The sequence below is a fragment of the Gemmatimonas sp. UBA7669 genome (assembly GCF_002483225.1).
In the GTDB taxonomy this organism is placed as follows: Bacteria; Gemmatimonadota; Gemmatimonadetes; order Gemmatimonadales; family Gemmatimonadaceae; genus Gemmatimonas.
The window spans coordinates 103000-114924 of the sequence record NZ_DLHL01000048.1; the positions used below are offsets into that span (position 1 = coordinate 103000).

Sequence of the window (11925 nt, forward strand, 5' to 3'; positions counted from 1 at the left end):
GACTACCTGCGCGACAACATGGTGGTCTCGCTCGAACAGCGCGTGCAGCGTCCGCACATCTTCGCGCTCATCGACGAGGTGGACTCCATCCTCATCGATGAAGCCCGTACGCCGCTCATCATCTCGGGTCCCGTGGGCAACGAGAGCGACGGGCAGTACGCGGAGTTCAACACGGCCGTCGAGCGCCTCGTGCGTCGGCAGAACGAACTGGTCAATCAGCTCGTGGCCGATGGCGAACGCGCCATGGAGTCGGGCGATCAGCAGACGGCGGCCACACAGTTCTACAAGGCGCAGTTGGGTGGCCCCAAGAACAAGCGCCTGCTCAAGGTGCTGCAGGAGTCGGGCGTCAAGCAGATGGTGCAGCGCGTCGAACTCGACGTGATTGCCGATCGCAAGCTGCCCATGGCCAAGCGCGCCTTCCGCGATCTCGAAGACGATCTGCTCTTCGTGCTCGACGAGAAGGGCCACACGGTGCACCTCACCGAGAAGGGGCTCGACTGGCTCTCGCCCGATCACCCCGACACCTTCGTGCTGCCCGATATCTCGCTGCTCATCGGCCAGATCGATCGGGATCATGAGCTGTCGCCGGCCGACCGCCTCGAGCGCCGCAATGCGGTGGAGCGCGAGTACGCCACCAAGAGCGAGCGCCTCAACATCATCCACCAGTTGCTGCGTGCGCATGCGCTGTACGAGCGCGACGTCAACTACGTGGTGCAGGAAGGGCAGGTGCTCATCGTCGACGAGTTCACCGGTCGCACCATGCCGGGCCGTCGCTGGAGCGAGGGGCTGCATCAGGCCGTCGAAGCCAAGGAACGCGTACAGGTGAAGGGCGAGACCCAGACACTCGCCACCATCACCATTCAGAACTACTTCCGCATGTACGAGAAGCTGGCCGGCATGACCGGTACAGCCGAAACGGAAGAGGGCGAATTCCACGCCATCTACGGGCTCGAGGTGTCGGTCATCCCGACCAACCGGCCCATCCAGCGTGACGACCGTCAGGATCTCGTCTACAAGACGCGGCGCGAGAAGTACAACGCCATCGTCGAGGAAACGCGTCGTCTGCACGAGCTGGGCTTCCCGGTGCTCGTGGGTACGGCCAGCGTGGAATCGTCGGAAACGCTCGCGCGCATGTTTGCGCGCGCGGGACTCAAGCACAACGTGCTGAACGCCAAGTATCACCAGCGGGAAGCCGAGATCGTGGCCGACGCGGGTCGGATGGGCGCCATCACCATCGCCACCAACATGGCGGGTCGTGGTACCGACATCAAACTCGGCGAGGGCGTCACCGAGTCCAAGCCGTCCATGATCAAGGACCTCGACGGCAAGGACGTCGAAGTCACCGAGATGGGCGGCCTGCACATCATCGGTTCCGAACGACACGAGTCGCGGCGCATCGATCGTCAGCTGCGTGGTCGCTCGGGCCGTCAGGGTGACCCGGGTGCGTCGCAGTTCTTCCTGTCGCTCGAAGACGATCTCATGCGTCTCTTCGGCTCCGAGCGCATCGCCAAGCTCATGGATCGTATGGGCGCGCAGGAAGGGGAGGTGCTCACGCATCCGCTCATCACGCGCTCCATCGAACAGGCCCAGAAGCGCGTCGAGCTCCAGAACTTCCAGTCACGCAAGCGGCTGCTGGAGTACGATGACGTCATGAATCAGCAGCGTGAGGTCATCTACTCGCTGCGTGCCTTTGCCCTGGAAGGTGGTGAAGAGCTCAAGGGCGAGGCCATCAAGATGCTCGAGCGTGCCGCGCAGCGGCGTGTGGAGCAGGCGCTGGCCACGTTCGACGAGCCGGCCGACTGGGATTTTGCGTTTGTCCAGCAGGATCTGCTGCTGCATTACATGCTGCAGGTGCCTGCGTTTGAAACCGAGCGCCCCGCCACCGTTGAGGAGGCGCAGGAGCAGGCCGTGGCCGCGGTGCGTGAGGCCTACGCGCACAAGATCGACACGCTCAACCAGGTGACGGACGAAAACGGCAATGGCTTTGCCGATCGCCTGCTCGCGCTGGTGATGCTCAACGTGATCGACGAGAAGTGGAAGGATCATCTCTACGATCTCGATCAGCTGCGCGCGTCCATTCACTATCGTTCGTGGGGCCAGAAGGACCCGCTCGTCGAGTACAAGCAGGATGCGTACACGATGTTCGTGGATCTCATGCACGATCTGGCCAACACGTTCACCGAGCGCTTCCTCAAGGCGCAACTGGTGTTCGAGCCGGCGCCCATGGAGGCTTTTGCGCCGCCCATCCCAGAGGCACAGCCGCTGCGCGACGAAGGGGCGCGGCCCACGCGTCGCTACAACGCCCTCGGCATCCTCGAAGACATTCCGCCCGAGGAACTGCTCGAGGCGGCTGCGGCCGGCAACGGAGACGCGGACGACGACGAGGAGGACGATGACGCGCCGGTGACGGCCGAGGCGGCCCGCGTCGTGGCCCGTGGTGCGCCGTCGGTGGTGGGCGCGGGGTCGGTGCGCTCGCTGGCGGAAGGTGGCGGTGCACTGCCCGATGGCTGGGAGCAGACGCCGCGCAACAACGCCTGCCCCTGCGGCTCGGGCAAGAAGTTCAAGAAGTGCCACGGCGCGCATCTCTGACGACACGCTGACGGTCCCCGGTAGTCTGGCTCCGTTCACAGCGGGGCCAGGCGCCGGCCCGGGCAGGCCGGGGTGGCAGGACAGCGGAGCGGATCCCCAATGGGGCCCGCTCGCGGCCGGCAGCCGGACCGCGCGGGAACCCGAACGGGGAACTCAGGGACGGGGAACCCGCGGTTGGGGAACCCGGAAACGGGGAGCGGAACCTCATCGCGAGGTGCGCGGTATCACATTTCGGTGAACGTCTCTCCCTCCTTCTGGAGCCTTCCATGACCAGGCGATTGGCCGCAACGGTCGCACTCCTCCTCATCAGCGCAGTACCGTGGGACAGTGGCAATGCACAACCCCGCGGCGGTGACGGCTATTTCTTCCGTCAGCCCCGCGCCACTTTTGCCTTGCGAGGCGGAGCGGTGCGCCCCGATGCCAACTCCGAGCTCTTCGACTTCGTGTCGCAGCAGCTCACGGTGGATCGGGGCGATTTTCTTTCGCTGGGAGGGGTCGCTGACATTTCCGTGGCGCTCAAGGACCGGCTCGAACTGCAGTTCACCGCTGGCGTGAGCAGCCGCCGCGTGGGCTCGGAGTACCGGGACTTCATCGACAACAATGACCAGCCCATTGAACAGTCCACCACCTTTCGCCGGGTGCCCCTCACCTTGGGGCTCAAGTACAACCTGCTCCCGGCTGGCCGCTCCGTCAGTCGCTACGCCTGGATTCCGTCCCGGGTTGTGCCCTACGTCGCAGCGGGCGGGGGCGCGATGAACTATCGTTTCTCGCAGCGCGGCGATTTTGTCGACTTCCAGACCATGGACGTCTTCGCTGATCGCTTCGAGACCAAGGGTTGGGCCGGCATGGCCTACGGGGCGTTTGGGACCAATTGGAGTCTCTCGCGCAACGTCGGCCTCAACACGGAACTGCGCTACGATCACGCCCGCGGGCCAACCGGCCAGGATTTCCAGGGCTTCGATCGGATTTCGCTCTCCGGGCTCGGTGTCACCGCAGGTTTCTTCTTCCGCCTCTGAGGACCAGATCATGACCATGTTGCTGCGTCGCGTGCAGACGGTCGCCTCGTCCGTCACGTTGGCTGCCGGAGTCCTGGCGGGCCTCGGCGGCTTCTCACCACTGGTTGAGCCGGCTGAAGCGCAGGAAACTGCGCGGCTCGATGAGCGCTTCCAGCCCTGGATCGGATGCTGGGAAACGGTTGGTGCGCCGGAACGCCGAGTTGGCAGCGCCGACCCGGCCGTACCCTCCCGGGCCTGCATCCTGCCGTCCACCCGTGTGGCTGGTAGCGTTGACCTCGTCATGCTCGACGGCTCGCGCGAACTCTCGCGTCAGGCCCTGCCGGTACCAGGCCGACCCACCGAAAAGGTGGTGGACGAGTGCCGCGGTACCGAACGGGCCGAATGGCTGGCCAACGACACGCGCCTCCTGCTGCGCGCGGAACTCAACTGTGATCGCGGCATTCGTCGCACCGAGACCGGTCTGATGTCCATCGCCTCCACTGGCGAGTGGCTGCAGCTCCAGACCATCGAGGTTGGCACGAGCACCGCGACCACCGTGGCGCGTTTCCGCTTTGCCGGCGACAGCGGCGCCCCGGGCGACCTGGGTGCAGTGCGTTCGTCGCGCACCGCGCGCCTCGCCGCCGGTGCGCCGCTCACGCTGGGTCAGGTGCTCGACGTGTCCGTACAGGCACCGCCGGCACTCACCGAGGCCTGGGTGGCCGAGATGGGGCTGCGCTTTGACCTCGACGCCAAGCGGCTGGTGGCTCTTGCTGATGGTGGCATGCCCGAACGTGTCATCGACCTGCTGGTGGCGCTCGACAATCCCAAGGCCTTCACGCTGCGCCCGAACGACGCACTGACGGCGGCGGGTCGGCAGGCCGGCACCGCCATTGCCGAAGTGCCGCAGGACAACCAGTCGCGCTGCGGAAACATGAACGAGTTCTGCTATGGCCCGGGTGGCATGGGGGCCTGGGGCTTTGGTTGGGGCTTCCGTTCGGCCTACTACGGCATGTGGGATCCGTTCGACCCCTGGGGCTGGCGCTACAGCCCCTACGGCCCTCTGGGCTACGGCGCGGGTCGTTTCGGTTGGGGCAACCCCTGGGGCTGGCCACTGTATGGGCAGGGCCCGATCATCATCGTCAATCAGCCACCGGTTGATCCGGGGCAGGGTGGCGGCGGTGTGGGCGTCACGCCGCGCGGCCGCGCTGTGAATGGCCTCGGTTACACGCGTGGTCCCATTCAGGGTGGCGCGCAGGGTGGCGGCGGCGGTGGTGTCGCGCCGCGCCCGTCCTACTATCCGTCGGGTGGTTCCGGCACGGGGTCGTCGGGTGGCTCGGTTGGCGGCGGCTCGGCAGGTGGCGGCGGCGGTGACGGTGGTGGCCGCACCGCCAAGCCGCGCGGCGGCTGAGGCTCCGCAGAGGCTTCACCGAGGCTCCACAACAATTGCGGTGTGCGAATACAAACGGCGGGAGTCTTCGGACTCCCGCCGTTTGTGTTCATCCAGACATGCAGCAACGGCGAACGGCTATGCCACCTCCGCAGACCGCTCGGCCGACACTTCACGCCCAATTTCCAGCAGTGCTTCAAACACGGCATCCATGTCGTCGTCGGTCGTGCGATGGTTGACGTGCGCCATGCGCAGCACGAACCGTCCGTTCGCCATGGTGCTGGACGGCACGGCGATTCCGCGCTCCTGCACCCGCATGAGCAACTCGCGATTGATCTCGTCTACGACCTCGTCCACGTAGCCGCCCACGAACTCGTCACCCCGTTCATGTGATGTGTCACCTGAGATCTGCGTTGGCAGGTAGCGGAAACACAACACGTTGAGTGGACTCGGTCCCACACGTTCAAACTCCGGGTGCGCATCCAACCGCGCGGCAAAGCGCTGCACCTGTTCGATGTTCTGCTCGATGAGCGCGCCAAACTTGTGCACGCCATCGGCCTTGAGTTGCATCCACACCTTGAGCGCCTTGAAGCCACGTGTGAGGTCGAGCCCCACATCGTTGAACGGCTGACCGCCCGCACTCACGCCGCGTGGCAGCGCACCCAGATATGCCGCACTGCTGCGGAAGGCCGCGTGGTGCACGGCCGGATCACGCACGAGGGCCACGGCACATTCGAAGGGCATGGAGCCCCACTTGTGCAGGTCGAATGCCAGCGAGTCGGCTCGCGACAGGCCGCGCACAAGGTGCCGGTAGCGCGGGCTCAGTGCCAGCAGGGCACCAAAGGCGCCGTCCACATGGAACCACAGCCCATTGGCCTCGGCCACGTCGGCCAGGGCGTCCAGATCATCCACGGCACCGGCGTTCACCGTGCCCGCCGTTCCCACCACGGCAAATGGCACCAGACCCGCGGCGCGATCGGCCTGCATTTGTGCGTTCAACGCCGTCACATCCATGCGATGATCGGGGCCTGTTGGCACACGAACAAAAGCCCGGTCACCCAGCCCCAGCCACTCGGCAGCCTTGCGCGCCCAGGAATGCGTTTCGGTGGAGCCATAAAACACCAGCGGGCCCGAAGCCGCCTCTCCATCAATCTGCTCCGGCCAGCGCTGCACGCCGTCGCGGCGCGGGTTCCGGCCCAGTCGCTCACCCATGGCCATGCGCGCGCAGGCCAGCCCATGCACATTGGCCATCGTGCCGCCGGTGACAAACAGGCCGCTCGCCCCGGGCAGTCCCATCCACTCCCCGAACCAGCGAATAACCTGCTGTTCCACCGCGGCAGGCGCCTGATTGAAGCCGGCCAGATGCGGGTTCATGCCCGAGGCAAGAAGATCCGCCAGCATGGCCAGTGGGGTGCCGTTGCCTTGCACCCACCCGAAGAACCGTGGATGCCAGTTGCCGTTGCCGTATGGCAGGACATGCTGACGAAACTGCTCGTACACGGCCTCGGCCCCTGAGCCGGCTTCCGGTCCGGCTTCTTCGAACAGGGTCGCCTTGTGGGGAGGCATGGGCCGCCAGGCCGGCGTGTGCGGCAGGGCACGCGTGGCGTCGAACAGGTCATCGAGCATGCGATGACCGAGGAGGCGGAGCGCCTCCCACTCGGCATCGCTACTGGGGTCGAATGTTGTGTGCTGAGTCACTGAGATGGGGCGAAGGAACTGGGGACGGTGAGTCACGTCGGAGCGTGGAGCGTGCATGGTGCGTCGACGTATCACGCGGGGGCCAGCCGAATCGTGCTGCGTTCGAAAGATAGGAGTGGCGGCGCGATGGTACCGTCCTCGGGCGCACCTGGTGGCATAGTGGGCGGCGGCGGCATCCGGCCGCCACACCAACCCGCCATCCCGCGTGGAGTTTCGCATGACGTCTTCTGCCGTCCCGGTCACTAGCCAGTTTCCCACGTCCCGTCTTAAGATCAAGGAGTTGCCGTCTACGGAGCGGCCGCGTGAACGACTGCGGGCGCTCGGGGCCCAGGCCCTGAGCACCACGGAACTGCTCGCGCTGCTGTTCGGCTCGGGGCCACGCGGCGCGTCCGCGTTGACCTGTGCGCAGCAGGTGTTTGATCAGTGTGGTGGGTCGCTTGGGCGTCTCGCAGCCATGCCCTTTGCCTCGCTCACGCGGGCGCATGGTGTGGGTGAGGCACGGGCGGCGGCGGTGCAGGCGGCGCTCGAGCTTGGTCGGCGCATGACCGGTGAGGCGCGGGAAGCCGGTGTGCCGCTGCGTGGACCGCGTGATGTGGCGGCGGCGTACGCGCCGCGGCTGCAGGACGCGCCGGTGGAGGAATTTCACGTGGCCATCCTCGACGCGCAGCATCGTTTGGAGCGGGACGTGCTGGTCACACGGGGCTTGCTCAATTCATCGCTGGTGCATCCGCGCGAGGTCTTTCGCGAGGCCATCGCCGAACGGGCAGCAGCGGTGATTCTGGTGCACAACCATCCGAGTGGTGATCCCACGCCCAGTGCCGAAGATCGCGCGGTGACGGAACAGTTGGTGGCGGCCGGGCGCCTGCTCGACATCCCGGTGCATGATCACGTCATTGTGGGACGTGGTCGCTATGTCAGCTTTGCGGAGGCAGGCCTGTTGTGACGACGATCGCGCTGCACGAGATGATTCCGGGGTTCGGGCCGGGTGCCGATGGCGCCTACGATCGGCTCGACCACGACTTGCTCGTGCGCGCCTATCGGTTCTCCGACGTGGCCCATGCAGGGCAGGTGCGGCATTCCGGCGAGCCCTATGTCTCGCACTGTGTGGAAGTGGCCCGCATTCTGGCCGACCTGCAGCTCGACACCACCACGGTGGCCTGTGGTCTGCTGCATGACATCGTCGAGGACACCGACGTGTCCATCAGCGATGTGGAGCGCGAGTTCGGGGCCGAGGTGGCGCAGATCGTCGATGGGCTCACCAAGATCGCGAACCTCCCCATGTCGTCGCGGGAAGAGCGGCAGGTCGAGAACTATCGCAAGCTGCTGCTGTCCATTGCCAAGGATGCGCGGGTCATCCTCATCAAGCTGGCCGACCGTTTGCACAACATGCGCACGCTCGACTGGCTGGCTCCCGAGAAGCGGCGGCGCATCGCGCAGGAAACGCGCGACCTGTACGCCCCGCTGGCCCACCGCTTCGGTATGGCCAAGGTGCGATGGGAGCTCGAGGACCTGTCGTTCAAGCATCTCGAGCCCGAGGCCTACAAGACGCTGGCCAGGCTGGTGGCGGCCAAGCGTGGGGAACGTGAGGCGCTCATCTCGCAGATGAAGGAGCCGCTCGAGAAGCGGCTGGCCGAGGCGGGCATTGCTGACGTGGAAGTCACGGGGCGCCCCAAGCACCTGTGGTCCATCTACAAGAAAATGCAGCAGCGCGATCGTCCCTACGAGGACATCTACGACCTGCTGGCCATTCGTGTCATCGTGCCCAACGTGCTCGAGTGCTATCACGCGCTGGGTGTCATTCACGATGGCTGGACGCCGGTGCAGGAGCGCATCAAGGACTACATCGCGCAGCCCAAGAGCAACGGCTACCAGTCGCTGCACACCACGGTGTTCGGGCCTGGGCGGCAGCTCTTCGAAATTCAGATCCGCACGCGTGACATGCACCGCACGGCCGACTACGGTATCGCGGCGCATTGGCTGTACAAGGAGAACACGCGCAACGCGGATGAGCTGGATCGGCAATTGGCCTGGTTCCGTCAGGTGCTCGAGCTGCAGCTCGATGCCGAGACGCCGGGCGAGTTCCTCGAGTTCCTCAAGCTCGATCTCTATCAGGACGAGATCTTCGTCTTCACGCCCACGGGCGATGTCATCCAGTTGCCCAAGGGTGCCACGCCGCTGGACTTTGCTTTTGCCGTGCACTCGCAGGTGGGTGCGCGCTGCGCGGGCGCCAAGGTCAACGGCCGCATCGCGCCGTTGTCGCGCGAGCTCAAAAATTCGGAAACGGTGGAGATTCTCACCAATCCGAACGCCAAGCCCAGTCGCGACTGGCTGGCGCATGTGCGCACCGGCAAGGCGCGCCATAAAATCCGCCAGCTCCTGCGTCTCGAGGAGCGCTCTTCGGCCATGCGCCTGGGCCGCGAGATTCTCGAGCGCGAACTGCGCCGGCGCCGTCTGCCCAAGGCCGACGACGACAAGCTCCAGCCGGTGGCGCGGCTGCTCAAGCTCAAGGACACACCACAGCTCATTGCCTCAGTGGGGGCGGGCGATGTGCATGTCATGCAGGTGCTCAAGGCCCTGCATCCGGAGCTCGAGAGCGCACCCGAGCCGCAGGAGAAGCCCAGCACGCTCGAGCGCATCGTCGATCGTGTGCGCGGCACCGGCAAGGGCATCCGCATTCAAGGGGCCGACGGCCTGCTGGTGCGCTATGCGCAGTGTTGTCAGCCGGTGCCGGGCGACAACGTGGTGGGCTATGTGACCCGGGGCCGCGGCGTGAGTATCCATCGCGGCGACTGTCCCAACCTGCTGCTCCTGGCGCATGAGCCGGAGCGGCGGCTCGAGATTGATTGGCAGGAAATGGCCGGCGAGCGTTTTGTGGTGCGGCTCGCCATGGAAGGCACCGATCGCCGCGGGCTCTACGCCGACGTGGCGGCGGCCGTGAGTGCCACCGGCACCGACATCAAGAGCTTCGAGCTCAAGACCACCGACGGCAAGGTGACGGGCTCGGCCATGGTGGAAGTGGAGAACCTCGCCCACCTCGAGCGCATCATGAAGGCCGCGCGGCGCGTGAAGGGCATTGCGGTGGTCAGTCGCCGGGAAAAGATCACGGCGGAGGATTGAGGGCCACGATCCGCGTCAAGGTTGAACGTGGTACACAGCAACGCTTGGACTCGGCGATAAATGTAAGGCGTACACGTGTTTGTCGTTCGGCGATACGCTGACAGCAAGGGCAGGCTTGGGCAAGTAGATGCGGCGGAAGCCCCTACCATCCCAGTCCATCGTGTGTATCTCGCGACCGAGCTGCGCAGTTCCTTTCGCTTCAGCACGCGAAAGGCCTGAGTACAGTGCGACGATTTTGTGCGGCGTAGTGCTCACGTCCACATAACCAAAGCGAAGGTCCCTACCGGAGGTCATCACTGGTCCTTTGGGACCGGAAGCAACGTCGTACGAAGGTTCAAAGCCTCTCGGACGAGCCGCTGTTGCGATCAGCGAGCCGTTGAAGGAGTACAGGTCTATGCGGTCTGCGTGTCGGCTCGCCAAAAGCACACGACGTTTTTGTAAGTTCACAGCGAGGGAGGAACGGTACGCCTCTTGCCGCACGGAGATCGGGTGTGCCTCATCACCGAGAGGTTGACCCATGGCATCCATCACCCGCCCGTTGCTGTCAACTCTCGCGAGGCGCGTGTTTGGCAGAAAGCCGGTTGTGAAGGTCCCGAATCCTCCTACCGGGATTGGATTGAAAACCGTTATCGTCGGTGGCAGCCGTCGCAAATGGGATACTGGCGCGGAGGCCCGTTTGAGTAAAGACAGGTCGAGCCTTACGATCTTGGCTTGCGCCACGTCATGAACCCAAAGTGCATTTGGAAGTTCTAGATCAGGCTCCAATGACACTGGGGAGATCAACGAGTGTCCACCTGGCCCTCTCACTCCAACTCGCCTCACAAGGCGACCGTCGCTCCTCGAAAAGACCACCAAAGGTTGGTAACTGGATTCGTCAAGAACCACCAGATAGTCACGAAGCACGACGATATCTATTGGTTTGGTCAGTTCTCCGGGGGCACCGACGTATGCAATGGCGTCCGATGGCTTTACTGTTTGCGCGGAGGAACGCTGCGGCACGGCCACCGCCGCGAGCCAACCGAAGCAGAGTAGACGAACACCCCGACTACGCACGAGCGAAAAGATGGCTGGTAAGCCTGAAAGGGCGTGTACGCTGTTGTTCACTTCTTCCTCGGCATGTCATAAACGAGGACGGCCGGCTCGGGATCGTGTCGGATGCCGTACAACCTAGATCCATCGGGTTCCACTGCGATTGCAAGGAGGCCATAACCAAGATGGTATACCGCGACTGGGCGGCCGGCCCAGTCGAATACGTGAAGATACTGACCGAACTGGCCGGAGTCCCTGAAGCGCTCGCGCACCTTGCCGGAAAACACCGCGAAAATCAGCTGATCGGTGGCTGCAAGTCCCACATAGCCGTACCGAATCTTGTCGCCCTGTGCCAAGGCTGGGCCCTTCGTCCCACTCGCGATGGAAAAATGGCCTACCTTAAACTCTGGTTCGAAGGAGAAGTGCCTTTGGGTTTCTCCTAGACGGACGCCGTTAGCGTCAAACAATTCGATTCGGTCGGCAAAGCGGGTACCGACTGCGATTCGCTGTCCTGATGAGCTAACGGCCATGTGAACTCGTTGCGCTTCTTGCCATACGGACGGCGGAACGCCCTCCGGTCTCTTTGGCAAGCTTCCGACACGAGAAGTCACCATACCATTCGAGTCGACGATCGACAGGCGTGAATTGTTCGTGAAGACGCCCGAACCGACGAATCGGTTCCCGGAAAGAGGCCGCAACTCGAGATATGTCTCGTTGAGTGGTTGCACCATAGCGTCGATACTCTTCGGCGAAAATGAACGCTGACCGAGTTTCGTACGAGTAAGGCGCCGAAGTTGCGCGTCTAGTACCCAGAACGTGCGCGTGGAACGAGGATCGACCTCGATAGACGAAGGCCCACGGAATTCGCCCGGGCCGCTTCCCTTCCTGCCAAACTCCAAGAGCACCCGTCCAGTTCTCTTGGAGAGGATAATGGCCTGCTTGTCTGCCCCTCTGTCGATGAGCGCCAGAACACTGTCACTTGACGCAAGCGACGCGGGGCGAGTAAGGACGCCACTCCCTTCCAAGACCCTGCCGCTGAGCGGAATAACTGGCGTCTTGTAGCGATCCAACATCCATGGCTCCTGCCCTCGGTGGACACCCAAATCCGGC

Annotated in this window: 8 protein-coding genes and 1 pseudogene (1 of these 9 only partly in view); 6 read left to right on the top strand and 3 right to left on the bottom strand. The window is 64.3% G+C overall.

What is annotated here, in order from left to right:
- The 4 genes and pseudogenes from secA to B2747_RS13915 all read left to right on the top strand — a co-directional run.
- Positions 1–2139: pseudogene (secA, locus tag B2747_RS13900) on the top strand (preprotein translocase subunit SecA) (its annotated part extends 730 nt beyond the left edge of the window); the annotation flags it as partial.
- Positions 2140–2223: 84 nt separating this feature from the next.
- Positions 2224–2589: an SEC-C metal-binding domain-containing protein gene (locus B2747_RS13905; protein WP_291162107.1), complete on the top strand. Its 366-nt coding sequence runs from the start codon at positions 2224–2226 to the stop codon at positions 2587–2589.
- A gap of 266 nt (positions 2590–2855) precedes the next feature.
- A complete protein-coding gene (locus tag B2747_RS13910) occupies positions 2856–3605 on the top strand; it encodes a hypothetical protein (protein ID WP_291162090.1) in 750 nt (249 codons plus the stop codon).
- 10 nt (positions 3606–3615) lie between these two features.
- Entirely contained in the window at positions 3616–4992 is a 1377-nt protein-coding gene (locus B2747_RS13915; protein ID WP_291162093.1) for a hypothetical protein, read from the top strand.
- Between the two features lie 117 nt (positions 4993–5109).
- Here the strand turns inward: B2747_RS13915 and B2747_RS13920 are convergent, their stop codons facing one another.
- Positions 5110–6669 (bottom strand): pyridoxal phosphate-dependent decarboxylase family protein, encoded by a 1560-nt coding sequence (locus tag B2747_RS13920; RefSeq protein ID WP_291162095.1) that lies wholly within the window; start codon positions 6667–6669, stop codon positions 5110–5112.
- A 217-nt stretch (positions 6670–6886) separates the two neighbouring features.
- Here B2747_RS13920 and radC point away from each other — a divergent pair, with 217 nt between their 5' ends.
- Together radC and B2747_RS13930 are read left to right on the top strand one after the other, a co-directional pair.
- Positions 6887–7612, top strand: coding sequence for a RadC family protein (radC, locus tag B2747_RS13925; protein WP_291162099.1), 726 nt, complete (start codon positions 6887–6889; stop codon positions 7610–7612).
- Positions 7609–9786: a bifunctional (p)ppGpp synthetase/guanosine-3',5'-bis(diphosphate) 3'-pyrophosphohydrolase gene (locus B2747_RS13930; protein WP_291162101.1), complete on the top strand. Its 2178-nt coding sequence runs from the start codon at positions 7609–7611 to the stop codon at positions 9784–9786. Before radC ends, B2747_RS13930 begins: the two co-directional genes overlap by 4 nt.
- Before the next feature lie 15 nt (positions 9787–9801).
- Here the strand turns inward: B2747_RS13930 and B2747_RS20260 are convergent, their stop codons facing one another.
- Together B2747_RS20260 and B2747_RS13935 are read right to left on the bottom strand one after the other, a co-directional pair.
- Positions 9802–10890 carry a BF3164 family lipoprotein gene (locus B2747_RS20260; protein ID WP_414652196.1) on the bottom strand — a complete coding sequence of 363 codons (1089 nt, stop codon included), beginning with the start codon at positions 10888–10890 and terminating at the stop codon, positions 9802–9804.
- A partial coding sequence (locus tag B2747_RS13935) for a BF3164 family lipoprotein (RefSeq protein ID WP_291162104.1) occupies positions 10887–11925 on the bottom strand: 1039 nt, incomplete at its 5' end. The genes B2747_RS13935 and B2747_RS20260, both read right to left, overlap by 4 nt.

Bases quoted from the DNA above. Each gene is read 5' to 3' on its own strand.
- B2747_RS13915 (WP_291162093.1), top strand. From the start codon at position 3,616: ATGACCATGTTGCTGCGTCGCGTGCAGACGGTCGCCTCGTCCGTCACG.
- B2747_RS13905 (WP_291162107.1), top strand. From the start codon at position 2,224: ATGGAGGCTTTTGCGCCGCCCATCCCAGAGGCACAGCCGCTGCGCGAC.
- radC (WP_291162099.1), top strand. From the start codon at position 6,887: ATGACGTCTTCTGCCGTCCCGGTCACTAGCCAGTTTCCCACGTCCCGT.
- B2747_RS13910 (WP_291162090.1), top strand. From the start codon at position 2,856: ATGACCAGGCGATTGGCCGCAACGGTCGCACTCCTCCTCATCAGCGCA.